At 50.6% G+C, this 25,826-nt stretch carries 20 protein-coding genes; 8 read left to right on the top strand and 12 right to left on the bottom strand.

What is annotated here, in order from left to right:
* Positions 1–290: 290 nt before the first annotated feature.
* A complete protein-coding gene (locus IEX02_RS07960) occupies positions 291–761 on the top strand; it encodes an acyloxyacyl hydrolase (protein WP_373284980.1) in 471 nt (156 codons plus the stop codon).
* Between the two features lie 9 nt (positions 762–770).
* On the opposite strand, the gene IEX02_RS07955 is transcribed toward IEX02_RS07960, so the two are convergent.
* On the bottom strand, positions 771–3,314 hold the full coding sequence (locus IEX02_RS07955) for a putative bifunctional diguanylate cyclase/phosphodiesterase (protein WP_188692914.1): 2,544 nt from the start codon (positions 3,312–3,314) through the stop codon (positions 771–773).
* A 185-nt stretch (positions 3,315–3,499) separates the two neighbouring features.
* Between IEX02_RS07955 and IEX02_RS07950 the strand changes: the two genes are divergently transcribed.
* From IEX02_RS07950 to IEX02_RS07925, 6 genes are all read left to right on the top strand, one after another.
* Positions 3,500–7,174 (top strand): ATP-binding protein, encoded by a 3,675-nt coding sequence (locus IEX02_RS07950; protein WP_188692912.1) that lies wholly within the window; start codon positions 3,500–3,502, stop codon positions 7,172–7,174.
* Positions 7,171–7,806, top strand: coding sequence for a condensin complex protein MksE (locus IEX02_RS07945; RefSeq protein ID WP_188692908.1), 636 nt, complete (start codon positions 7,171–7,173; stop codon positions 7,804–7,806). Before IEX02_RS07950 ends, IEX02_RS07945 begins: the two co-directional genes overlap by 4 nt.
* Entirely contained in the window at positions 7,803–9,023 is a 1,221-nt protein-coding gene (locus IEX02_RS07940) for a phosphoenolpyruvate carboxylase (protein ID WP_188692905.1), read from the top strand. The genes IEX02_RS07945 and IEX02_RS07940 overlap by 4 nt, the downstream gene beginning before the upstream one ends.
* Before the next feature lie 157 nt (positions 9,024–9,180).
* Positions 9,181–10,152, top strand: a complete 972-nt coding sequence (locus IEX02_RS07935) for an HlyD family secretion protein (protein WP_188692902.1) — start codon at positions 9,181–9,183, stop codon at positions 10,150–10,152.
* Complete coding sequence (gene rbbA, locus IEX02_RS07930; protein ID WP_188692901.1) at positions 10,149–12,893, top strand: ribosome-associated ATPase/putative transporter RbbA; 2,745 nt, start codon at positions 10,149–10,151, stop codon at positions 12,891–12,893. Before IEX02_RS07935 ends, rbbA begins: the two co-directional genes overlap by 4 nt.
* A gap of 2 nt (positions 12,894–12,895) precedes the next feature.
* Positions 12,896–14,020, top strand: a complete 1,125-nt coding sequence (locus IEX02_RS07925) for an ABC transporter permease (protein ID WP_188692898.1) — start codon at positions 12,896–12,898, stop codon at positions 14,018–14,020.
* Positions 14,021–14,071: 51 nt separating this feature from the next.
* Here the strand turns inward: IEX02_RS07925 and IEX02_RS07920 are convergent, their stop codons facing one another.
* The 6 genes from IEX02_RS07920 to dgt all read right to left on the bottom strand — a co-directional run bounded on the left by IEX02_RS07920 (position 14,072) and on the right by dgt (position 19,869).
* On the bottom strand, positions 14,072–14,821 hold the full coding sequence (locus IEX02_RS07920) for a class I SAM-dependent methyltransferase (RefSeq protein ID WP_373284979.1): 750 nt from the start codon (positions 14,819–14,821) through the stop codon (positions 14,072–14,074).
* A gap of 346 nt (positions 14,822–15,167) precedes the next feature.
* A complete protein-coding gene (locus tag IEX02_RS07915; RefSeq protein ID WP_188692892.1) occupies positions 15,168–15,485 on the bottom strand; it encodes a hypothetical protein in 318 nt (105 codons plus the stop codon).
* 294 nt (positions 15,486–15,779) lie between these two features.
* Positions 15,780–16,769 carry a DUF3137 domain-containing protein gene (locus IEX02_RS07910; protein WP_188692889.1) on the bottom strand — a complete coding sequence of 330 codons (990 nt, stop codon included), beginning with the start codon at positions 16,767–16,769 and terminating at the stop codon, positions 15,780–15,782.
* 9 nt (positions 16,770–16,778) lie between these two features.
* Positions 16,779–17,342 (bottom strand): LemA family protein, encoded by a 564-nt coding sequence (locus tag IEX02_RS07905; protein WP_188692886.1) that lies wholly within the window; start codon positions 17,340–17,342, stop codon positions 16,779–16,781.
* Between the two features lie 444 nt (positions 17,343–17,786).
* Positions 17,787–17,999 (bottom strand): transcription antiterminator/RNA stability regulator CspE, encoded by a 213-nt coding sequence (gene cspE, locus IEX02_RS07900; RefSeq protein WP_188692883.1) that lies wholly within the window; start codon positions 17,997–17,999, stop codon positions 17,787–17,789.
* 379 nt (positions 18,000–18,378) lie between these two features.
* A complete protein-coding gene (gene dgt / locus IEX02_RS07895; protein WP_188692880.1) occupies positions 18,379–19,869 on the bottom strand; it encodes a dGTPase in 1,491 nt (496 codons plus the stop codon).
* A 401-nt stretch (positions 19,870–20,270) separates the two neighbouring features.
* Between dgt and IEX02_RS07890 the strand changes: the two genes are divergently transcribed.
* Positions 20,271–22,028 carry a monovalent cation:proton antiporter-2 (CPA2) family protein gene (locus tag IEX02_RS07890; protein ID WP_188692877.1) on the top strand — a complete coding sequence of 586 codons (1,758 nt, stop codon included), beginning with the start codon at positions 20,271–20,273 and terminating at the stop codon, positions 22,026–22,028.
* A 4-nt stretch (positions 22,029–22,032) separates the two neighbouring features.
* Here IEX02_RS07890 and IEX02_RS07885 read toward each other — a convergent pair whose 3' ends face one another.
* The 5 genes from IEX02_RS07885 to IEX02_RS07865 form a co-directional block, all read right to left on the bottom strand.
* Positions 22,033–22,644, bottom strand: a complete 612-nt coding sequence (locus IEX02_RS07885) for a GntR family transcriptional regulator (RefSeq protein ID WP_188692874.1) — start codon at positions 22,642–22,644, stop codon at positions 22,033–22,035.
* A 1-nt stretch (position 22,645) separates the two neighbouring features.
* Entirely contained in the window at positions 22,646–23,809 is a 1,164-nt protein-coding gene (locus IEX02_RS07880; RefSeq protein ID WP_188692871.1) for a benzoate/H(+) symporter BenE family transporter, read from the bottom strand.
* 76 nt (positions 23,810–23,885) lie between these two features.
* Positions 23,886–24,272: a hypothetical protein gene (locus tag IEX02_RS07875; protein ID WP_188692869.1), complete on the bottom strand. Its 387-nt coding sequence runs from the start codon at positions 24,270–24,272 to the stop codon at positions 23,886–23,888.
* A gap of 60 nt (positions 24,273–24,332) precedes the next feature.
* Positions 24,333–24,938, bottom strand: coding sequence for a LysE family translocator (locus IEX02_RS07870; RefSeq protein ID WP_188692867.1), 606 nt, complete (start codon positions 24,936–24,938; stop codon positions 24,333–24,335).
* Between the two features lie 9 nt (positions 24,939–24,947).
* Positions 24,948–25,526 carry a thymidine kinase gene (locus IEX02_RS07865; protein WP_188692864.1) on the bottom strand — a complete coding sequence of 193 codons (579 nt, stop codon included), beginning with the start codon at positions 25,524–25,526 and terminating at the stop codon, positions 24,948–24,950.
* Positions 25,527–25,826: the final 300 nt, after the last annotated feature.

The raw sequence follows: 25,826 nt of genomic DNA, 5'->3' as shown, positions 1-25,826 counted from the left end.
TCAGACCATCGCTACGGATGGATTTTTTATTGTAACCATTTTGTCATACAAACCTTTTGCCTAGTGGGAGGAGACTTCTTCCCTGGGTCAGTAAAGCTATCTAAGCCGCAATAATTATTGCGGCTTTTTTGATTCATAAAAGTGATGAATGAATTGGTTACATATTTTCTATTTGAATTAAACCTTCACATCCCCATAATACCGACATATTGATTTTGTGAATGTATTTTGTTGTGAAATATATATTTAATTTGTTAGTCGCTGCATCCATTTTATTTACGCCCAGATTGATGGCGGATCAGGGCGTGGCAATCGATCTACTCCGTGGTGAAGGGGATCTCACTGGCGTCAGGTTGGCGTATCGTCCTTACTACGGACAATTAACCAGTATTGACTGGTTAGGGGAGGTGGATCTGTATTTTGAGTTGAGTCTGAACATTTGGGAGTTCAGCGCTAATGACTTCGATGAGAATAACCTGGTACTGGCACTTTCCCCCGTCATCAGCAAACAGTTCACCACATTGAATGGCTACCCCTTGAAATGGGAGTTTGGTATCGGCTTTTCACTGGTGGATGACACCCGTTTTGCCAATAAGGATATCGGCTCCCACTACCAGTTTGAAGACCGTCTAGGTCTGGTGCTGCAACTGGATGAGAAGGAGTCCGTGTCCTTGCGCTACATGCACTATTCTAACGGCGGTTTGAACGATAAAAACCCCGGTATGGATTTCATTAACTTATCCTATGCTTGGCGTTTCTAAAACGCGGCTTTATTGCTGTGGGACGGCCTCTGAAAATTGCCATTGAATAAGTTTCTCAGGGGTTAAGGGACGGGCAAAATAGTAGCCTTGAAAACGCTGGCAACCCATGTTCCGAAGTCGTTCCACTTGCCACTGCTGCTCAACGCCCTCACACACTACTTCCAGGCTCAGATGATGACAAATGTCGACAATAGCACTGACCAGCTTTTGTGTGCTGGGGGTGTTGAGGTCATCCACAAAAGACTTATCAATCTTCAGAATATCCAGCGGTAGATCTTTGAGGTAGGACAATGATGAATAGCCGGTACCAAAGTCGTCGAGGGCCAACTTAAAGCCCAGATCTCTGAGTTTATGCAATTTCTGCATGGTTTCGTCTTTGTCATTAAGTAAACCGGTTTCCACCAGTTCAATCACAATTTCAGCGGGACTGATATCATAGTACAGCATCAACTTTTGCAGGTTTTCTACAAAGGCCGGGTCAACAAACTGCAAAGGAGACACGTTGATGGCCAAATGCTTGGGATAGTGGACGCGCTCCCTGCGCCAGGTTTGGATCTGACGGAATACCGCTTCAAATAACCACTGGCCCAGCAAACGGATTAACCCGGTTTCTTCGGCCACGCTGATAAACAGGTCCGGCCGAATCATGCCTTTAACTGGGTGTGCCCAGCGGATCAACACTTCGGCCCCACGTAACTCTCCGTCAGGGGTGGTTTGTGGCTGAAATAGCAGGAAAAATTCGCCTTTCTTGATGGAGTCGGCCAGTTCTTTCTCCAGCAAGGCGCGATCATCGAGCATACTTTGCAAGGCCGGGTCGAAACGTCTAATCTTGCCCTGTCCTCCTTCCTTGGCCTGTTTTAGGGCCGACTCAGCAAAGTGCAGTAATTCCTCCTGATTTTTAGCCTGGCAGGCTAGCGCAGAACCTATACTTGCCGCCAGCTTGAGTTGTCTGCCAGCCAATTCTATGGGGGTGCGGATCAGACTGGCAATGGTTTCTCCGTTTAGTTTAATCATTGGTTCGTCGGCGGTCGAAATGCTCTGTTTGATAAAGACAAAGCTATTACTGGCATAGCGAACAACCAAATCCTCTGTTTTTGCATAAGCTTGCAGGCGCTGCGCGACGGCTTGTAACACCTGATCGCCAATCGCCTGACCATGTAACTTATTAATCTCTTTGAAACCGTCGATATCGATAAGCAGAAATTGGAAGGTTGGATAGCCTTGCCAATGATTGTCAGGTTGAGCTGAGAGCCAGTCCCACAGAGCTTTTCGGTTTGGCAGGTGGGTCAGATTATCGGTGTAAGCGGCTTGTTTAAGCTTCTGTTCGGCCTGTTCACGCTGCATTTCTGAGGCGGTACGCTCAGCAAACAGCAGCAGGGTTTGTTCAAACTCCTGAATGGGTTCCACGGCTTGACGAAATAGCAGTACGATGAGGCCAATGGGCTTACCTTGTACATCCCTGACCGGCATCCCTAAATAAGCCTGGATATGCTCCTGAGTCAACATGGCATCGTCAGGGAATTGCTGTTGCACGTCCTGATGGTAAGTACAGACGTCCTTTTGGCCTACACCCTGGCAGGGAGAATTGCCCAGGGTATAAGTGAAGTTCTCCGCAGCTTGTCCATCTTTGTGAATTGCCAGAACCCGAACTTGCTTAATGCCCTCTGGACTGGTTTCAAATTGACCAATAAAACAGATATCAGCCTGGTAGAGCCTTTTTAGTTGTTTGACCTGATTGGCATAAAAACGACTGCCAACTTGATGGCCAGCTCCTCGCATCAGTCCTTGTAAGGCCCCTGCCACACGTTCACTGGTGGTGAGTGCGTGTTGAAGTTTTTCCCGCTGGCGATGTAATTGGACGGCTACATCAATACACACCAGAATTAAAAAGTAGTTAAAGGTAAAGCCCACAAGTTGTACTGAGTTGACTTGTCCGGTCTGAATACCTGCCGCAATTCCCCAGGTGAGCATCAGCAGTAAGACAAAAATACTGATGCCGATAGCCATGATCTTCTTGCCCCTGGTTACCAGTATCCAGCAGCGCCAGAGTAGCCATAAAATCAATATCAGCCCGGTTAAATGCAAAAGAATACCGGCCCAATGTAAGGGACCGATAAAGTTTTGCAGCATATAACCCGCATCCCCTGGCCAAGTGACGACCCTTTCTACATGACTTAGCTTTAGGCCATAGGGCAGAACGAAGTTCAGGATAGCCAGTGCCAATGACCATCCCAGCAATAGCTTCAGCCATAGCTTTGTGTGTTGCTGACGGGTCCAGACGGCAAAGCAGTAAAACGCAGCCGGAAGAATAGCGATGTAACAAGCGGTTTGCAGTTTTAACCAGTAAATGGCGGACTCTTGGCTCTGCAACTGGTGATATTCAAAGGTAAACCATTGATAAAGCGAGATCACTAAACATAAGAAGAAGAAAGTCAGGTAGGCCTGTTGGCTGCGTTGATATAAACCAGAAGCCAGCACCAACAGGGACACCATCAGGATCATGGCGATAGAAGCGGCGAACAGCGCTGGGGTCGACAGAAGGCTAATATGCATATGGCCATTCCCTGCGAAACAACAAAGTGTCTGAATCAGTATCAACCATTCTGCCCATCTATCAAGGTGACTTGCGATAGTGAATTCCCTTAGCGCCTTGGTATAGAATAGTCGTTTGTTATTCTAGCCTATTGGCCATGCGGCCTGCCCCGGATGGATACGCCATCCGCGAACAAAGGAACCTTATGCCTGGATTAGTCCGTCTGATTCTGATTGATACCCACCTGCCAGGGGTGGTTGAGCTAAAACTTGATGGTCACACCAATATCTGTGGCACCAATGCCTCAGGAAAAACCACCTTACAGCGTTTGATCCCGGTTTTTTACGGCGAATACCCTAGTCGTGTAGTACCAGCCACCCGTGACAGTTTTGAACGCTGGTATCTGCCGCGCGAATCCAGCTTTATTATCTATGAGTATCGCAGCGGTGAAGAAGAGCTTTGCCAGTTAGTGCTAACTTCTACGGGCAATGGTGTTAACTACCGATTTATTGCCAAGGGTTTTGACCTGGAAGATTACCTGTATCAGAACAAAAGCGGTAAACATACCAGTCTGCCTGCGGTAGAGCAGGCCAGGGCATTAGCCCGCAATGGCTTTACCGTTAGCAAACAGCTCAATACCAAAGATTTTCGTGCTGTACTGCAAAATGATCGCGGCGTGATGAATGCGTCCAGTAATGGCCGTGAATTGCTCGGCTATGCGCGTATTTTTGCCCTGTGTGAGGCCCAGCAAAGCCTGCGTCATATTGAGAAGCTGGCCAAAGCCGTGCATTCCCGTGAAGGCAAAATGGAAACTATTAAGGCCATGATTGCTGCCATTTTGGAAGAAGATGGTGTGCAGCCGCCCAGTTCGGGCTTGAGTCGTAACAAGGTCGAAGACTGGATCCGAGAATGTCACCTGATTAAAGAATTCGATGCCATTCGGCCACAGTTCAGTCGCCTGGAGCAGGCTAATCACGAGTTAGGTCAAAGTGAACTGCGCTTGGCACAGTTGCGCCAGCAGTTTTCTGTGGATTTAAGTCAATTGGCCGCCAGTATTGTTCAGCAGGACGGTAAGCTGGAAGAAACTATCCTGACCTTGCGCAAGCAGGAAAGTGATTGGGCGATTACCCGAGACGGGCTGAATCAGCAGCTGTCCGAGGCCAAGGCCGAAGTGCGTACCTATGAAAGCGATTTGGAAAGGGTCGAAAACGAGTATCAGGACTGGCAGGACAAAGACATTGAAACCCTGCAGAAAAACCTTAATCACCTAACCCAATGGCAAAGCCAGTTGGACGGTGCACAGGCCCGTTATAGCCTGCTGACCGATCAGCATCAGGATGTTGAGTCCAGCTACAACAAGCAACTGGCCGGTATAGGCGAAAAGCTCAGCCAGGAGCAGGAGCTCTACGGTGAGAAACAGCAGGAGCTGAAAGAAAAGCTGGCCGATGCCCGGACCGATGAACAACGTAAACTGGCAGAATTGCGCCAGGATTATCAGCAGCAATTGAACACGGCGCAGCAGGATTATCAGCAGCGTTTGCAAGAGCTTAAGGTGCAGCACGCTGAACTGTCTGCTGCCCTGCGCAATGCCGGCTTCAATGAATTTGAGCAAAGCCAGGTGGTGCTGCTGGAGGAAAGTATTCAGGAAGCGGCTGAGCTAGAAGACAATGGTCGCGACAAGCAGCGCCGGCTGGGACAGGAACTGAGTCAGGCCAATAAAACGCGCAGTCAGGCAGCCAATGAACTGGAGCTGGCCCGTAAGCAATTTACCAAGGCCCAGCAGCAAGTGGATAAGATTGAAGCCTTGCTGTACCCCGGACAAGGCAGTTTACTGGAGTTTGTGCGTCGGGAGTTGCCGGACTGGCCACAGTCATTGGGTAAAGTCATCAACGCCGAATTGCTGGCGCGTAAGGATCTCAAACCTGAACTGGGTGAAATGCAAGACAGCCTGTTCGGGCTGAAACTGGATTTGTCACTGTTAGATACCCCAGAGTATGCACACAGCGAACAGCAGCTGCAGGCACAGCTTGATGACGCTCAGCGTTTGCTGGCAGAAGCGGTTGAACAGCAAAACCAGGCCGAACAGAAGTTGGCACAGGCTTCAGAAGCGGTACGTAATCAGGAGCTCAAGCAAGCCCAGGCCGACAGCGAACAACGCACCCTGGAAGCAAACCGCAAGCGTTTGCAGCAGGATAAAGATCAGTTGCTGCAGGAATACCGGGCGGCCTTGGCCGAGCGTAAGCAGCAGAATAAAGACCGCCTGAAAGACAATGAAAAACGTCAACAACAGGTTGAAAGCCAGCAACAGCAAGCATTAAGCGAAATTCGTGATCAGCAACGAGATGCCGAGACCGAGTTGCAATTCCACTGGCAACAGGTAACCGACGATTTACGCAGCCAAATCACACAGGTTGAGCAGCATATTCAGCATAGTCGTCAGCAAGCGGCCAACGATAAGAAGCAAGCCCAATTATGGCTGCAAAATGAGTTAGCCAAACGCGGTGTGGACGTGGACGAAATCGCCGATCTGCGTAAACAAATTGAGACCCTTAAGACTGACATCCTGAAGACCGAGAAGAGTCGAGGTTTGGTGAAAGACTACGAACACTGGCATGCCACAGTGTATCTGCAACACAAAGTCACCTGGCAACAAGGACTGGCTCGGGCGCGTAAGACTCTGGCGGAGTCAGAGCGTGAACTGGCCAAACAGGAAGGCGCTTATAAAACCCTGCGTAGCCAGCTTAAAGAGCAGCAAACTCAGCTTGAGCAGTTACTGAAAACTGCCAGGGAACAGGAAATTGACGTTAAGAACATCCACGCCCAATTAAATCGACTGAGCTTGCCAAAGGCCGAAGTAGTGGCAGATAAGAGCTCTGTTGTTCAGCGCTTAGGTGAAGGCCAGCAACTGCTGCAAGGCCGCGATAAACTACTCAGCGATATCAAGGCATATGTGGAGCATTTTGATTCCTTGATCGCCAGCCAGGCGGGGACGGGGCTAGCTGAAACCTGGGAGCGCTCCAGAGAAGAGTGCGCGGTGGTAAATGCCCAGGGCGTGCGTACTGTTGATCATCGCCGTCTGGTTAGTCATTTGGATCAGTTGCTGAATGTGCTGATCCCGCAAAAACTACAAGGTTTGCGAGACCTCGGGCGTACCTTTGGTGCCGATCTCAGTCAGTACTACAAGGTATTGGAGGATATTGATAAACGCATTGTGACCCAAAGCCGCCGTATCAGTCAGGAAGTAGAAGAAGAGCTGTTCCTGGATGGTGTATCGGACTCTGCGGTACGTATTCGTTCACGTATCAGCGAGCTGGAATTCTGGCCGGAGCTGACCCAGTTTGACCGTTTGTATCAGGAATGGCTGGAAGATGGTGCCGCCGATCTACCGCCTGATGACTATGCCATGAGTATGCGTCGGGTGATGGACATTCTGGGCCGTGCGGCACTGGCAGGCGGCATTGGTAAGTTGCTGGATATTGAACTGCAATTGCGGGAAGGAAAGAGCGATTTGGTAATTCGTACCGACCGCCAGCTCAACGAGTCTTCCAGTCATGGTATGGCCTATCTGATTTTGTGTAAGTTCCTGTTGGCCTTTACCCGCTTGTTGCGTGGTAAGGCTGAGGCGGTGATCCACTGGCCTATAGACGAACTTGGCACTTTGCACCAAAGCAACGTGAAGAAGATCTTCGATGCCTGCCAGAACAACAATATCTCTGTGGTCGGTGCCTTCCCCAATCCAGAATCTGAGGTGTTGACCTTGTTTGACAACCGTTACCTTATCGACAAGGCAACCCGTAAGCTGCAAGTGGTGCAGCCCAAGGTGAGCGCCATTAGTGAGCGCTTGCGTCAGCGCAGCCAGCAGCAGGAGAAAAGCGCATGATCAGTGAGCAAGGTCGTATTCTGGAACGTTTGCTGAGCGGCGATTTTATCTGCGAAATCAGCGATGAAGACGGTTGGCGCTATCTGAAACAAAGTGCCAATTTTGACGCAGTGGATCAGTATCTGGCTACCTTAAACCGCAGTTTATCATCGGCTGCGGATGGGCAGGTTTTCTTTGCCGCGTATCGCACCCTGGGAGATGGTGAGCGTAAGGTCTTGTCCAGTCAGTTTCAGGAAATTGCCGCCGGTTTATTACCGCTGGTGGAATGGTTGCTATTAGTGCAGCAAAGCAGTGGCTCGGATGTCCCTGTGACGCAGGGCAGCACCATTCGTTCCAATGAATTGCAAAGTACTATTGAAGATACCCCGGCGTATAAAGAGCAACTGGCGAAAATTGCCCGTTATCGCTTGTTTAACTCCAACAGCGTGGAAGTGGTCGGACAGTTGAATCTGGTGTTTAAGCGTCTGACCGAGCTGGGCTATCTCATGAAGCCGAACCCTGATAAGCAGATTTATATTGCCACCGGCAAGATTGATTATCTGTATGAAGTGCTGCGCTTTATTGATGAAACCGAAGCGTTGTCGCTGGCAGAGCAGGCCGAGTCTGCCATTGCCCAGGGGAGCCTGCTGTGAACCAGAACCTGCATCAGGCTGGGGTTAAACTGCTTAATGCCCTGTCGCGTAATGCTGACTTGATAATGCAGGTGTACCTGAGCGGTACGCTGCATGAGGGTGATGCCAGCCCAGGGGTCGTCGACAACCTCAAAAAACTGGGTATTTTATGGCGCCCCGAGGCCGGTGGGCCGCTTAGGTTAAAAAAAGCGATTCGTAACTTGCTGGAAGGCAGCTTACAGGATGAGCGTAATCGTCAGATTGACACCAATATTGGCTCGGCACTGGCCAGCCTGAAAACCCTGGCACAGCACTATAAAGAAGCCCTGGCACATCATCGTTATGCCGAAGCCCAGGCCCATATGAATGACTTAAGTGAGCATGTCTATGCCCTGACAGAGTCGCTGGGCAATAACGTGCGGGCGCTGTTTAGCCGCATCAACAATGAGTTTGGCTATGTGGCTTCGATTGATGCCAAGATCCGTGAGAACGAATTGGCACAGAGTCAGGTTTCTGAGCTGCTCAGCCAGTTGGAAATGTTCCGCTTTGATGAGCTATCTGAAGTGGCTGGCAGTATCCGGGAATTGCGCCACTTGTTGGTTGTGGCCCTGCAGCAAAGCTTTTCGCGTTGTACTCAGGAGCTGAGCATCGCCCAGTCTCGTTTGCTGGAATTGCTTGGACGCTTTCGTGAGTTTCGCGGCAAAACGCGGCTACTTAAAGGCTTTTTGCTGCATATGGAACAGCAGCCTGACTTTGCTCCGGCTAATTATGCTAACCATAGCCAGGTGCCTGCCTTGTTTAATCTGGCCAAGCCCTTATTACAACCGGCGGCTGTGGACGTAAACCGGGTTGATCACGAACAGGATCTGTTGTTACTGGTTGGGCGTATCAAAGCCTTGCATCGTAGCGACAAACCCTTAGATGAACAACGCGCAGCGCAAGCCATTGATGTGGAAAGCCAAGGCCAGGTGGAGTTGGATGATAAAGCCATTCACCAGGCGGTGGAGGCCTATTTCTGTGAGGTGATTGATACGGGCAAGCGTCTGACTGCATTGCAATATCTGAATAGCCAGGAATTGGACTTTGACCCCGAGGTCTGGATTTACCAGGTCATTGGCGGTTATCAGGGATTGGCCGAAGAAGACCGCAAATTCTTCGCCCTCGAACCTGAGGTGGAAGACCATCCTATTTTCACCGGCAATAAGATAGTCCGGGATATTGAACTGGGCCTTAGATAGTCCCTTATCCCCCTACCCGGCGTTCCCCTGTCGGGTAGGGTTTTCCTTTCTTTTTATCAAACCTTGTTTGATGTCAACAACCTGTCAGGATAACTCTGTTAGAGTAGTGTTTTTAGCGCGCATTTAAGCCCCGGTAAACACAAGGAATGGGTCATCCATGAGACGTCAAAAATACATTGTACTGTTGGTTATTGTCATCGCTTCAGTGGCGGCAGGCGCCTGGTGGTGGAGCCGTCCTGCGTTGCCTGATGGTATTGTCACTACCAACGGCCGATTAGAAGCTACGCAAATTGATGTGGCCACTAAGGTTGCCGGTAGGGTGGATGAAGTGCTGGTGCAGGAGGGTCAGATGGTGGCTCGGGGGGATTTACTGGCCCGTATTGATAGCCAACAGCTTGTGGCCAAGCAGGCGGAATTGCAGTCCAAGGTTGAGCAGGCCTTGTTGGCAGTGGAGGAAGCCAAAGCGGGGGCTGAGCAGCGTCAAAGCCAGTTGACCCTGGCCGAATCCGAGCTGGCGCGCATTCAGGCGCTGGTAGCCAAAAAGCTTTTGTCTCAGGATAAGTTGGATCAGGCCAGAGCGCAGTTTGACTCTGCTACGGCGGCACTGAAGCTGGCCAAAGCCAGTACCGAACGGTTACAGGCTAGTGTCAACGAAGCCCGCGCCGCGCAGCAGGAGCTGCAAAGCTTATTGGATGACACGCAAATTCGTGCCCCGGGCAATGGTCGCGTGCAATACAAGCTGGCGCAGGCGGGAGAAGTATTGGCCGCCGGTGGTCGTGTGGTGACCTTGCTGGACCTGTCAGATGTGTATATGACGGTATTTCTACCCGCAGATGTGGCAGGTAAACTGGGCATTAATGATGAAGCTCGTCTGATTTTGGACCCGATTCCCAATTATGTCGTGCCCGCCAAGGTTAGTTTTATCGCCGCCGATGCACAATTTACTCCCAAGTCCGTGGAAACTCAGGATGCCCGTGACAGCTTGATGTTCCGGGTTAAGCTGGCCATAGATCCGGCATTGCTGCAAAAACATCAGGAAAAAGTCAAAACCGGTGTGCGGGGAATGGCGTATGTGCGGGCCTCTTCGGATGCGCAGTGGCCAGCCAGTCTGACAGTTAATTTACCATGAGTGAGCTACAGCCCTTTACCGACGTGGTGCGCCTGGACAACGTCGGTCACCATTATGGCGAGCTACGCGCATTAAAGCCGGTCAGCCTGTCCATTCCGGCTGGTTGTATGGTGGGCATCATAGGGCCAGATGGTGTGGGTAAATCTACATTGCTGGCACTGATTTGTGGCGTGAAACGACTGCAACAGGGCAGTCTACAAGTGCTGGGGGCTGATATGGCCCATCCGCGCAGCCGTCGACAGTTGCTGCCCCGTATTGCCTACATGCCACAGGGACTGGGTAAAAATTTGTATCCCACCCTAAGCGTGGAGGAAAATCTGCGCTTTTTTGCTCAGCTTTTCGGCCTAAGCGGCAGGGCGAGTCAGCAACGCATTACCCGTTTAACGCAGGCCACCGGCCTGGCCCCATTCCTTGACCGGCCGGCCGGCAAGTTATCCGGTGGTATGAAACAAAAGCTGGGGCTGTGCTGCGCGCTTATTCATGATCCGGACTTACTGGTACTGGATGAGCCCACCACCGGCGTTGACCCGCTGTCACGTCGTCAGTTTTGGCAACTGATTGATGAAATTCGTGCAGCCCGTCCCAGCATGAGTGTGCTGGTGGCGACGGCCTATATGGAAGAGGCGCAACGCTTTGACTGGCTGATGGCCATGGATGACGGACAATTGATCGCCACCGGTAGTCCCGCGCAGCTTCTTGAGCAAACCGCTACACAGGAACTGGAACAGGCCTTTATTGCCTTATTACCTGACAGTAAGCGACAAAGTCATCAGGCCGTTGAGGTTACACCGCCCGGTAAATTTGAGGGGCCACCGGCCATCGAAGCCAAACAACTGACCCGTCGCTTCGGCGATTTTGTGGCGGTGGATAAGGTGTCATTCCGAATTGAACGGGGTGAGATTTTCGGTTTTTTGGGCTCCAATGGCTGCGGTAAAACCACCACCATGAAAATGCTGACCGGACTATTGCCGTTCTCCAGTGGCGAAGCGCGTTTGTTCGGACGCTTGCCCGATGCCGGCGATATGCAGACCCGTAAGCAGGTCGGCTATATGTCGCAAAGCTTCTCGCTCTATGCAGAACTGTCGGTATTACATAACTTGGAATTGCACGCCCGCTTGTATGGCTTGGATGAAGATTATGCCCGGCGGCGTATCGGTCAGTTGCTGGTGGATTTTGAACTGGAACAGGTCAAGCACAGCTTGCCGCAAAGCTTGCCGCTGGGGATACGTCAGCGCTTGCAATTGGCCGTGGCGGTGTTGCACGAACCGCAGGTGCTGATATTGGATGAGCCCACATCCGGTGTGGATCCGGTGGCGCGGGATCAATTCTGGCGACAGTTGCTCAGGCTCTCAAGAGAGCAAGGGGTTACCATTTTTATTTCCACCCACTTTATGAATGAGGCGCTCCGCTGCGACCGCATTTCTCTGATGCATGCCGGCAAAGTGCTGGCGGTGGGCAGCCCCGCCGAACTGACCGCTCAACGTCAGGCTGACACCCTGGAACAGGCCTTTATTGCCTATTTAGAAGAGGCTGCGAATACACAGACGAATAGCAAAAATCAGGATACTCATTGGGATAGCGACGTGCCACTGGCTACGGCAGCTTCGCCACGACGCGGGGCGTTGAAGCGTTGGTGGGCATATGCCTGGCGAGAGGGCCTTGAAATCCGTCGTGACCCCATTCGTTTGTTGTTTGCCTTACTGGGGCCGCTGTTGTTAATGCTCACCTTTGGCTATGGAATTTCCTTTGATGTGGACAACCTGCGCTATGCGGTGCTGGATTATGATCAGTCCAGGGAGAGCAGGGTGATGCTGGAAGGTCTGGACGGTTCCAGCTATTTTTCGCGTCAACCTGCCCCTGCAGATAGCGAGGATGGCTTAAATAAGTTGCGTACCGGCGAGCTGACTTTGCTGCTCGAGGTGCCGCCTTCGTTTGGGCGGCAGTTAATGAGTGGTCAGCAGCCGCAAATTGGAGCACTGGTGGACGGCGCTATGCCATTTAAGGCTGAAACCAGCACTGGTTATCTGAATGCTGTGCTGCTTGGGGAGCTGCAGCGTTTACAGGCAGGGCAGTCCCAATCCCGCGGCCTTAGTATGCCGGTAGAAGTACAAAGCCGTTTTCATTTTAATCAGGCCTTTGAAAGTCGTTTTGCCATAGTGCCGGGCGTGGTGATGCTGATGCTGGCATTGATTCCGGCCATGATGACTGCGCTGGGCATCGTCAGGGAAAAGGAAACCGGCTCCATTGCTAACTTTCAGTCTACGCCTACCCGGCGCCTGGAGTTTCTACTGGGCAAGCAAACCCCTTATGTGTTGATTGCCTTTGTCAGTTATCTGTTACTGATGCTGATGGCCTTACTGGTATTTCAGGTACCAGTAAAAGGTTCAGTGTGGGTACTGAGCCTGGGAGCCCTGCTCTATGTTGCCGCCACCACAGGTTTTGGCTTAGTCGTGTCATCTTTTACCCGTACTCAGGTGGCGGCGCTGTTTGCTGCGGCGGTATTGAGTATTTTGCCGGCGGTGAATTTTTCCGGGTTGTTGACGCCAGTGTCATCGCTGGAAGGGGCCGGGCGCTATCTGGGCCTGGCTTTTCCGTCGGCCTGGTTTCAGCAAATCAGTATCGGCAGCTTTACCAAAGCTCTGTCCTTTGCCCAGCTCTGGCCTAACCTGTTGGCGTTGGCGGGTTTTATTGTGCTGTTTACCTGGCTGGCGTGGCTGGGTTTGAATAAGCAGGAGCGCTGAAAATGCAGTGGCGTCATGTCTGGCAACTAGGGATCAAGGAGCTGTTCAGCCTGAAGGCGGACCCCGTACTGCTTGGTTTGATTTTTTATATTTTCTCTGTGGCGGTGTACACCGTCGCCACCGGGGTAAATTTTGAAGTGAATAATGCCGCCGTTGCTGTGGTGGATGAGGATGACTCGCCGCTATCGCGGCAAATTGCGGCGGCATTGTTAGCCCCGCAGTTTCAACCGGCAGTTAAAATTTCTGCCCGGCAGCTGGATACCGTGTTGGAGCAAGGCGAGTTTGTCTTTGTGCTGGTATTTCCACCTGACTTTGAGCGTCATGTGTTACAAGGCAAGCAACCACAAGTGCAATTGAATGTGGATGCGTCGGCTATGACTCAGGCTGGCAACGGCGCTACCTACATTCAGCAGATTATTCAGGCTGAGAGCATGGCTTATCTGGCGCCAGGTATTGAGTATGCCGATAGCCTGCCGGTACGCCTGGAGGTAAGGAAACTGTTTAATCCCAATGCCGATTCTGCCTGGTTCAACTCGGTAATGCAGGTGATCAATAGTGTGACCATGCTGGGTATTATTCTGACCGGCGCGGCTCTGATTCGTGAGCGGGAGCACGGCACCATTGAGCACTTACTGGTGATGCCGGTTACTCCGGCAGAGATTATGCTGGCCAAAGTCTGGGCTAACGGCCTGGTAATTTTGGTGGCGACCTTATTGTCTTTGGCCTTTGTGGTGCATCAGATACTGGGCGTACCTATTCAGGGTTCTGTGTTGTTGTTTAGTCTGGCCTCCGCCTTGTATCTGTTCTCTGTGACGTCGCTGGGGATTATGCTCGGCACCCTGACCCGCACCATGGCGCAGTTTGGTTTGCTGGTGATCCCTGTGGTGGTGGTGATGTATCTGCTTTCCGGCGGCACTACGCCCCAGGAAAGTATGCCGGACTGGTTACGCTGGATAATGCAGCTATCGCCATCCACGCATTTTGTCTCGTTAGCTCAGGATATTCTCTATCGCGGCGCCGGTTGGCAACTGGCCTGGCCGCTGCTGTTGGTGTTACTGGCTATTGGTATGGTGTTTTTCGGTATTGCCCTGGCGCGGTTTCGCAAGGCCATTGTCAGTATGGGCTAGCTCAGCACGCTGACATAAAAAAAAAGCGCCGCAGAGCGGCGCTTTTGGCGGTTACTTTTTAATAAACTTCAGGGTCATACGGTCACTTTCACCTATCGCCTGATATTTGGCTTTGTCCTCATCCCCTAAACGCAGGTTGGGAGGCAAGGTCCACACCCCTTTGGGGTGGTCGGCGGTATCTTTGGGGTTGGCATTCACATCTGACTCAGCAGCCAGGGTGAATCCCGCTTGCTCAGCAATGCTTACTACAAAAGCCTGATGCATATAACCGCTGCGCTTCTGGTCTGATGCAGGGCGATCGGCGGGCAGGCGATGCTCAACGACACCTAATACGCCGCCCGGCTTCAAGGCCTTGGCGAACGCTTTAAAACTCGCCAGTAGATTCTCATCGCCACCATTCATATACCAGTTATGTACATTGCGGAAGGTCAGCACCATATCTGCACTGCCGGCTGGAGCTATATCTAATTTAACTGGTGGTTGAAATACACTGACTTGTACCTTGCCATAGACATCCGGGCTGGCGGCCAGCTTGTCGCTGAAACGCTTGTGGGCATTTTGGTAATATTTTACTTCTGACTCGGGGTCAAAACCGGCGGCATAGTAAGTACCGCTGTCTTTTAAATAGGGGGCCAGAATCTCGGTATACCAACCACCACCCGGGGAGATTTCCACTACGGTCATATCCGGCTTAATACCAAAAAACTCCAGGGTTTGCTTGGGGTGACGGTACTGGTCACGGGCCTGATAGTCTGCGGTGCGCTGAGCACCGTTGATGGCATTTTCCAGACTGTCGGCCATGGCAAAGCCACTGACCCCCAGAGCCAGGCTCACAGCGCATAAAAGCTTTTTCATTGTCACTATCCTTTGTTGCTGTTGTTGATTTTATTACGGCTTAAAAAAACCTGTTCAGCTTACAGAGCAATCAAGGCTTTGAAAACTTTCATCGAATAGCACGCTTAGTTGTAACAAGGTGTGTAGTGGAAAGGAGACTAGACTGCGCGACATCAACATCCAATAGCTATGCTAGTGAGGGGACTGCTGGCTGAGGTTTTCCTTAGTCTATTTCCTACTCTTCTTGTTGATTGAGATTTCATTCTTCACCATAAAGGTCACTCAGCACACCAAGCGAGTAGATGGCGGCGGTTTACTGGGGAGAGGTCAATACTGATAAACCGAATTTCTGACCAAGGCCATTGAGAATACGTGCAGGGCCATAAATGCTTCCAGCGCCGGTTCGCCAATGACACCTGAGGCAGCTGGTGCCTTTTCTTAGCTGGCATTGCCATTTCGCCATTGCCGGATCAAACCCCTGATAGTTATCTGTTATTTCCCAGCCGTTATCGATATGAGCCTGCAAAATGTCGGTAAAGCGCGGTGCGGTAATATTTTGCACTATACGCCAATCATTGCGCCTGAATGTCCAGTTTCTATAGTGGCGGGCAATCGCGCTAAATGGGTTCATGGGTTCCTGCTCTATGGCATTGAGTTTTCCTTTACTGAGGACTATCTTGCCAAACTCCACGACCAGTTTCTATGCCGAAGTGATATAACACTTTGTTTAGACTGGCAAAGAATATGAGGAGTGGATGCTATTGGTGGTAAGCGGTATATCGCTACTAATGGGTGCTTGGAGTTAACTAAATAAAGGTCATCGCAAACCCGTTCTTTATTTATGGGCCAGGCGGACTTCCTTGTCGTCCTGAGCATTTATGATGACCTCGCCAGACCTCTTCTAACGTGTCGGCCTGTGATGTGGTTACTCTTTTGTCCAAATCCGGGTGTTGAGATCTAAGTCTTCCACTATGCCGGTAATAAAATCCAGATCCTGATAAATCTCTTTAATCACGTCCAGGCTAACGGCGGGTTTGAAAAACTTGGGCTCAAAATAGGCCTTCTTGGTTGGAATAGCGATATACAACTGACCACCAACAAAAGATAACGCCACTCTGGCATCGGCTTCCGCTCTGAAGGCTATCAGGCGCCTCATCAGGGCAGGGGAGAGCAGATAGCGTGCTTCGACCTGATCGTCACTGTAGACTTCAAAAAAACGCTCAAAATCAGGGTCTTCCAATGCCACTTTGTCGCTGCGCGTGCCAAACAAGTTGCCGATAGACTTACCTATGCTGGAAAACAGCCCGGTGCTGTCGGGCATAATATAGGTCTTGCCGTTAAAGTGTTTGTTGGCGTCGGCCACAAAGAACAGGCCTTTAAAGATAGTATGCCAGTTTGTGGTAGTGCGGCCTTTGGAATCCCGGGTGGTGGTTTTGTATTGAGTATGCAGCTCGGAGAACTCGATAAGGGTTTTGTCCAGCTTGCCAATCACATAGTCCTCACCTTGATAGCGGTCGTAGGCGCGAGGATACAGACCGCTTTCCTTGTACTTAACCGATGAGACTTGCTCTGTTGGTGAGTATTTAAAGCTGCTGTTAAAGGTGCCCAGCAGCTTACCTACTACCTGGGTTTTATAACCTTTTCTATAGCTGGCCCATTTGCTGGCCACAAACCAATACATCAGCATAATGCTTAGGCCAATAACCCAGAGAATAAGCTCTGGATCCAGCCGATTGGCTTCAATATAAGCAAAGGCTAACAGGCTTATCACTGGCACTAGAATACAAGCGATAAGCAGGCGTTTTATGGCTTGTTGTCTGACTGCATCCAGTTCCTTTAACTGGCCTTTAAGATTGCCGGAGAACAGGGATTCGAGATCTGCCTGCCTGGCAGGGGAGGTTTTTGTTACGTCCATGTTTTCTACTTAGCCGCCAAAAAGTTTGCCTAGGTTTACGTTTTGTTTTTCTTCCTGCGGAATCTCAAATAAGGCCCGTTGTTTAAGGTTCATGCGGCTGGCAAACAAGTTGGAAGGGAACATCTCTATAGCATTGTTCAGATCGGTAACGGCAGCATTAAAAGCCCGGCGCGCCGCGGAAATTTGTTCTTCCACTTCATTGATGGTGCGTTGCAGCAGGGTAAAGTTCTCGCTGGCTTTCAGATCGGGGTAGTTCTCTACCGCGATCTGAAAGCGCGACATGGTTGCGTTCATCTGTTTGTCCAGAGCCACCTTTTGCTCACCATCGAGTCCGCCAGATTGTGCTTTGGTGCGCAGGGCGGTGAGTTCATTTAGCAAGGTAGATTCGTGAGCCATATAGGCTTTTACGCTTTCCACCATATTGGGAATCAGATCGAAGCGCTTTTTCAGCATCACATCGATGGAAGCTTCGGCATTTTCTACCTGATTTTTTTTACCAATCAGGCTGTTGTATATGCTGATGGCGGCAAATACGACGATGGCCAGGATGACCCAAATAAGCCAGTTCTGCATGTTATATCCCTCTGTCTGGTTGAGAGGGGATTGTAACCTGCCGGAATGGCATATTGTTAGTCATGATTCCGTGGCGTGTGCTAGCCAGATGACATAAATGGCAGAACCGATGAAGGCTAAGGGTTGTAGTGACTTTGTGTTGACAAGTTGAGTAACCAGTTCAGGAATAGCTTACTTTGTTGGCTATTTTGAAACTGAACGTACTTTTTGCTTTGACTATCTGTGTACGCGATGTTCGATTTGTTGATTGAAATATGCGTAATAGGTGGGCAAGCGAGGAGTGTATCCCTTTGCGTAATTGAATGATTAATAAATAAACTCTGAAATAAAATGTGCCCGTTGCGACCGGCGAAATGTGATTAGCTGAGAAACGGGGGGATGTGTTGATGGGGTATATAGAAAAGGCCGGGACAGGTATCCCGGCCTTAAAATCAGTACGTAGTCTTAGTTTACAACTACGTTAGCAGCCTGAGGACCTTTCTGACCTTGTTCTACGGTGAACGTTACAGACTGGCCTTCCTGCAGGGTTTTGAAACCTTCAGAAACGATAGAACGGAAGTGTACGAATACGTCCTTACCGCCATCTTCCTGAGAAATAAAACCGAAACCTTTTTCTTCGTTAAACCACTTAACGGTGCCTTTTACTGAATTAGACATGTAATAAACCTTTTTAAAACTTAAATCATTGGTGAATTTCACCGGTGGAGCATTAGATATGACTTACCAAGAACGCAAATATATGTCTAATATCGACTTTACAAAAGGACGAAGATAAAACAGTGCAGTAGTTGAAAGTGCTTTAACTATCTAGAGCCCCTGCATTGTACGTTTAATACCCAAGGGTGTCTATAGCTCCTTGTGAAAAATAGTGCAGGGCAACACGATAACCTCTCGAACCCTTATACGGCAGGCCTCAAGGGCCTGATTCTTAAGTAAAACCAGCCAGCTAGAGCACATTTACTGCCACTATTTTCTGCACTTAGACGTGACCAGTACAAAACAGCCTCTCAACGAGGCGAGTATTGAAACCTATCAATTAGGCGCTAAGGGCTAAAAGTTCACGATATTCATCCAGGGCATATTGGTCGGTCATCCCGCTGACCATATCTTGAATAAGGCGGCAGCGGTAATAGCCTTCCCACAGCAGGATATCGGCCTCTGCCGGTAAGCCTTGTAGCGCCAGTTGGTAAGCACTGACATGCTTATTGGCCAGACGTTTAGCCAGGCGTGACTCAATCAACAGGTCACGGTGACCACCATCGATCACTTGTTGAAAGTCTTCTCGTGATAACGCCAGCAAAGGACGGTACTGATTGAGCAGTTCACTGATAATCCTGTAGCCCTGCAACTCCAGGGTTTCTACCTCAGGTACGCTGAAAATATGCTTAATGGCGACCTTTTTAAAGGTTTCGATTAGGTGGTGATTGAGAGAGTCATCTTCCAATAATGCACGATTAAAATCACCACGATAAATTTGCTCGATGTTCGCTAAAAATGCGTCGGCGCCATGTTGCACAAGTGGGTGAATCAAGCTCACCCGTAACCACATAAAATACTGGTGGGCTTTATTCAGCGGTTCTTGCTCGGCGCGTTTTAACACATAGTCCATGACCTGACGGAAACTACGTGGCTCTCGGCCGTTACCGGGCAGAAAGGGGACGTCTGCCAAGCCCTTTGCACCGTCAAATTCCTCAATCAATAAGCGGGTTAAATGCGGGTAGCTGAGCAGGCCTTTTTCCACCCCATCTTCAATGTCTGCCAGGCAATAGGAAATATCGTCAGCGGCTTCCATTAAATAAGCCAGTGGGTAGCGGCAATATTGGCCCAACGCGAGCTGATTTTGCAGCGCTTCAACATAGCCTTGTTCTGATAAGTAATAGCCAGGCTTTTTACGCAGATAATGCAGTGGCTCACCTTTTTCGGGTTTGGGCTCGTAAGCAGGGCGAGTGTATTTGAGTACACAAGCGGCTTGCATGTAAGTTAAATTCAACCCGAGCAGGGAGTGGACTAAACGAATGGCCTGGGCATTGCCTTCAAAACTGGATAAATCGGCCAGAATCTTTTGTTTCAATGCACTGTCTGTCAGCCCGGCAAATACCGGTAGGTTATGCAGATGATCGCGAAACCATTTGGTAATGGCTGCTTCGCCAAAGTGTCCAAACGGTGGGTTGCCAATGTCGTGCATCAGGCAGGCCATTTCCACCAGAGACTCCAGAGCGCGCTCCAGTCCATCTAGTCCATAGTCCGCAGCCTTGTCACCCAACTTGTCGTAGAGGGTGCGAACTAAAAAGCGTCCGGTTTGCTGCACCTCCAGGCTGTGGGTCAGGCGCGAACGTACCGCGGCGTTGCGCTCTAAAGGAAAAACCTGGGTTTTTTGCTGCAGGCGGCGAATGGCTGCTGACTGGATGATCCTGCCGCGATCACTTTCCAGCGCCCGCTCCAGTTTACGAATATCCAAAACCGGCGATTCACTCTGTTTGCTATACGGGCGGGTGGTACTGAGCTTGCGGCGAAAATCTATGGTCATAAAAAGCAATCTTGATGCAATGTTTGCGCTGTATGCTACCTGTAAAACCTTAGCTATTACTAGAGCGTGCTGGCTTTTGAGTATGGCTTTGCAACAGTTTATGGCCTTTTCTGCAGCGTTATCATTCACGCATGTAGGGTCGCTACATTATGTTTGCTCTGCCTTGGTTCAAGGGCCTACAAGCGCAGCCCAAAGGGGACCCCTGCCGCTGTTACCTGGCCTTAGGTTCACTAAGTCTGCAGCCCGGAGTCGTGAGCAGAAAGCGCTGAACTGGTAAAAAATCTAGACCCAAAAGGCCAGCACACTCTACTCTTTGCACGCAAAGCGGATTTTTCGTTGTGCAGAGATTCGCTAACTGATACCAATAAGGCCTAAAGGCCTGCCTATTCTGGAAGAACAGTATGTCAGCTCTGGCAACCGGAGTTATTTTTCTTATTGCGGCGGTGATCGCCGTGCCTTTGTTTAAGCGTTTAAAACTTGGGGCCATTCTCGGCTACCTGGTGGCCGGGGTTATTATCGGGCCATCTATGATGGGGCTTATTCATGAGCCAGACCATGTACTGCATGTGGCTGAGCTTGGGGTGATTCTGCTGTTGTTTGTGATTGGATTGGAGTTGGAGCCTAAAAAACTCTGGTCTATGCGTCAGGCCGTGCTGCTGACTGGCGGTGGGCAGTTGCTGCTGACCTCTCTGGTACTGGTAGGCGTGCTGGTTATCTGGGCGGCCCAACAATGGCAGCCGTCATTAGTGATTGGTTTGGCGCTGGCATTATCTTCCACTGCCTTTGCGGTGCAATTAATGGCCGAGCAGGGCATTCTTAAAACCCCACCGGGGCAGCAAGGCTTTGCCATTTTACTGATGCAGGATCTGGCGGTGATCCCCATTCTGTTGTTGGTTGAATCGCTGGCCGGTGGCGATGGTAATGCACCACCTTGGTGGTTGAGTTTATCCGCCATTTTTGCCGTATTGCTGGTGGGCCGTTATCTGCTGAATCCTTTTTTACGCTTGCTGTCTCGTTACGGCAATGAAGAGGTGATGACCGCAGCCGCGCTGTTGATTGTGATTGCCACGGCTTTGGTGATGGAGCAAGCCGGTTTATCCATGGGTATGGGAGCCTTTCTAGCTGGTATGTTGCTGGCCAATTCCAGTTTTCGCCATCAATTGGAAACTGAAATAGAGCCATTTAAAGGCTTGTTGCTGGGCTTATTCTTTATTGCCATAGGTATGAATCTGGATCTGCAGTTGCTGCTGGATGAACCCGGTTTTATTGTCGGAGCCAGCCTGTTGCTGGTGGTGATTAAAACCCTGATTATTGGTGGTTTGCTGATAGTGGCCGGACAGAAAAAAGGCGATGCGGTGCGAGTGGCGCTGATGTTGTCACAAGGCGGAGAGTTTGCTTTTGTGGTGATGACCACTGCGGCAGCCAAGGGGTTACTTGAGCCCAATCTGGCCAGTCAGGTCAGTCTGATTGTTGGCATTTCCATGGCGATGACCTCGCCACTGGTCATACTTTACAGCCGCTGGGTAAACAGTCGTCAGTGCCCGCCTGTGTATGATACAGCCAGCAGTGTAGAGGACCCTCAGGTGGTCATTGCGGGTTTTGGCCGCTTTGGCCAGATGAGTGCCAGGATCCTGGCTGCCAACCAGATCCCTTTTACCGCGTTGGATAAAGACGCCGCGCATATTGCCTTTGTTGAACAGTTTGGCAATAAGGTGTTTTACGGCGATGCCACTAAGCTGGACTTGCTAAGGGCTGCGGGGATCGAGCAGGCCAAAGTATTGCTGATAGCGGTTAACCGCGAAAGCGATGTGATGAAGATTGCAGAGCTGGTAAGGGAACACTTTGCCCACGTTCACATTATAGCCCGTGCACATAACCGTATCACAGTGCGTAATTTGCACCGAATGGGGGTGACGGACTTGGTTCGCGAGGTCTATTCAGGTAGCCTGGAAGCGGCTAATCATGTGCTCAAAGCCTATGGGGTATCTAGCGCCCGTTCTGATTATCTGGTGCAGGTGTTTCGTAAACATGATGAAGCGTTGCTGGCTAACACGCTGGAAGAGCTGGATGATATGGATGCTCTGATTGAGCGCAGTAAACGCGGGCGTGAGCAACTAGAGTCCCTGTTTCGTCAGGACAGTCAGGATATCGGCAATTAAGTGCTCAGCGCAAAAACTTAACCAGAGCCTGGCCGGCCTCGCTGATATGCTCGCGCAGCAGGCGTTCAGCCAATTTTCCATCCCTTGCACGCAGAGCATCCAACAGTGCATGGTGTTCCGCCTGGCTGCGTGATTGATAATTCAGGCTCAATGACTGATAGCCTATATAACGCTGACATTGGCGGTGCAGGTGCTTTACCACCGCATAGAGCGTAGGGCGCTGTGCAGCCTGATAAAGGCAAGCGTGAAACTGCCAGTTTAGTTCACCGATGTCGGCCGCTGATATCGGCGACCTTTCCATTTGGGCGAGAATGTCTTCCGCTCGCCCCAAGACTTCGCTATTCAGCCTGGGCAGGGCAAGCTCTTGTAGCAGAGGTTCCAGACGCATGCGCATCAGATAAATATCTTCCACTTCCAGGGCGTCAAACTCTGGAACTGCTACTCCGCATTTTCCATGGTCGGTGAGCCATCCTTCGTTTTTCAGCTTGAGGATGGCGTCACGCACGGGGATACGGCTGACCTGGTATTGTTCGGCTAGCGCTTTTTGCTTAAGTATCGTGCCTGGCGCAAATCGGCCAGCTTGCAGGTCTGTTTTAAGTTTGTTGTACAGGCTCATGTTATTTTTTACTAAACAGCAGGGTTAGCATACCACCCATTAGTCCCCAAAAAGCGGCGCCAATAGCAAAGAAACTGACGCCAGAAGCGGTGATCAGAAAACACAGCAGGGCAGCATCTCGCTCGCTACTTTCTTGTAGTGCCACAGACAAGCTGGTGCCTATGGTACCCAGCAAGGCCAGTCCCGCCAGGCTGGCGACCAGCGCGTTAGGTAAGGCCATAAACAGCGCGACCACTGAAGCACCCGCGAGACCAGCCAGAATATAAAAGATACCGGCGGACAGACCGGCTACATAGCGTTTACTGCTGTCGGTATGGGATTCAGGGCCGGTACAAATAGCGGCGGTGATAGCGGCCAGGTTAAAGGCAAAGCCACCCAAAGGCGCTAAAAGTAACGACGTCAGGCCGGTGCCGGTCAGTATAGGGGAGACGGGAACATGCTGGTAACCGCTGGCTCTGAGCGTGGCAATACCGGGGATATTTTGCGAGGTCATGGTAACAATAAACAGCGGCAACCCCACTCCCAGCAGTACGCCCAGATTGAACTGAGGCCAGACAAAGACTGGCTGACTGAAACTCAACGCCACAGTACTGATGTCCAGCTTGTTCAACCAACTGGCGCAGAGCAGGCCGGCCAGTAACACCAGCATAATGGCGTAGCGAGGCAGCCAGCGCCGTGCTAACAAGTAACTTAGCAGCATGGAGATGACCAGCAGTGGCTCTGTTTGCAGCGAGGTAAAGATGGATAAACCGAACTGAACCAGAATACCCGCCAGCATAGCACTGGCGATGGAAGGGGGAATTCGCCGCATCAGACGGTCAAAACCACCGGACAGACCCAGTAAGATGGTTAAAGCGGCACAGAACATAAAGGCACCGATGGCCTCTGCAATGGGCACCCCCAGCAGGCTGCTGGCAAGCAGGGCAGCACCAGGGGTAGACCAAGCGGTGATAACAGGCGCCTTGTAATACCAGGAAAAGCCTATACAGGTGAGTCCCATACCCAGGCCTAGTGCACCTATCCAGGAGATCATCATAGCCTGATCGGCTCCCGCCGCCTGGGCGGCTTGAAACACAATGGCCACTGAGCTGGCAAAACCGACCAGTACGGCAACAAAACCGGCGCTGATGGCTGACAGGCTTAGATCTTTACCCAATTGTGGCAAAATGTATACTCATCTGAAAATGTATACATTTATTTTGGCGAACTGAGAAGTTATTGCAACAGCCATTGGTGGTTATTTAGGGTGTCAGTTCAATAAAGAGTACTTGGATGTAATCAGGTAATCCGGGACAGGGGCTACTTAGTACCCTATAGCGCTTTTCCCGCCCATTCTTGAGGGTGAGGTTGACATCCAGGCGGATAAATTGGCGTCCCTCCCGTTCGGCCAGCTCTTCTTCAAGTTCCCATTGGCGCTGTACCACCTGTTGATAGAGCGGGTCCGGGTAGACTTTTTGCCACCAGGAATGCTTATCCGGGATATCGCTATGCACATATCCCAGTTCGTTGCTGAACTGCTGGTTTACCAACAAAGTAGGATGATTAACGCGGCTATGCTTAGTGTGTTTCGCAACTAGGGCGGGAAGTGGCAGGCATTGAATAAATTCTCGCAGTGCATCAGTTGGCATCTTATTTACCTTTAATGTTGCTAGAGGTCTGTGTCTGGCGCGCTGATAGCTTTGGGCCAATCAGCGCTGGATAACCAGGTCCAGCAGACCAGGCAGTAAAGATGCTACCAACAGCAGTGCCATGCTGATATTGAACAGGCGCAGATTACCCGGCGTATTAATAAAGCGTTTCAGGCTGGTACCAAACAGCAGCCAAACTATGGTGCAGGGCGTACCAAAGACAAAGAAAAACAGTGCAATTTGCATCACTTGCCAGGTGTAGTTACTACCAGCTTCGGTATAGGTTGCCACCGCGCCGACTATCATGATCCAGGCTTTAGGATTAACCCATTGAAACAAGGCTGCCTGCATAAAACTAAAGGGTTTGCGATCCTTTAGCTTGATACCGTCTACCGGCGCTGAGCCTATTTGCCAGGCCAGCCACAATAAATATAAGGTGCCAATAACTTTCAGTACATCGTGCAGTTGTGGAAACGCGGTAAATACGCCGGCCATACCCAATCCCACCGCGACCACCATCAAGGTGAAGCCGATATCCACCCCCAGCAAGTGTGGCACGCTGCGTTTTATCCCATGATTGAGGCCGGAAGCCATTAACATCAGATTATTCGGGCCTGGTGTGATTGAGGCCGATATGACAAACATCAATAGCGCAGCGTATTCCATATGTTTAGATCACTCCCAAACCAGTTTGCTAAAGTGAGTGCGGCACATGGAGACATATTTATCGTTACCGCCCACATCCACTTGTGCTCCTTGCTTCACGGCCCGTCCCTGTTCATCCATACGTACTACAAAGTTAGCTTTGCGGCCACAGTGACAGACGGTTTTCAATTCAACCAGTTTATCCGCCCAGGCCAACAGGTAATGACTGCCTTCAAAGGTTTCTCCGGCAAAGTCCGTTCGCAAACCATAGGCCAGTACCGGGACCTTTAATTCATCCACCACAAAAGTTAACTGGCGCACCTGTTCTTTGGTTAAAAATTGTGCCTCATCGATAAACACACAATCGACCCGCTGCAGGCGGTTTAACTGGTTTATACGTTCCAGCAGATGGGTGTTCTGGCTGAATAACTCTGCCTCTGCCTGCAACCCGATTCGTGAGGCCACTACGCCTGTGCCAAAGCGATCATCCAAGGCGGCAGTAAACAGCGCAACATGCATACCCCGTTCTTTGTAGTTGTAGGCAGATTGAAGCAGGGAGGTGGACTTACCGGCGTTCATGGCCGAATAGTAAAAGTACAGTTGCGCCATGGCTAAACACACCGTAGAAAAAAGAGGGGTATTTTGCCGCCTCCTTCAGGGAAAGAGAAGGCAGATATGCTGCTGCATAAATTTGCGCTTTTAAAACAAACAGTTGCTGGCGGTGCCAAGGCGCGCCAGCTTAACGACTGCGGGATTAGCTGGCCTTAATTGCAGCTACGCAGAAAATTCAGGCTTTCTTTTGCGGCAGTGGTAGTGGGAGAGCCAACAACATTAAAATGCAGCAGTCCGACTTGCTTGCATGCCACTGTGTAAGGGCTGGACTTTTGTGTGCTTTTTATACTACTGGGT

The sequence above is a fragment of the Bowmanella pacifica genome (assembly GCF_014645355.1).
Classification (GTDB): Bacteria; Pseudomonadota; Gammaproteobacteria; order Enterobacterales; family Alteromonadaceae; genus Bowmanella; species Bowmanella pacifica.
Note: the sequence above shows the minus strand (reverse complement) of the source record. Positions and strands in the feature narration are given on the sequence as shown.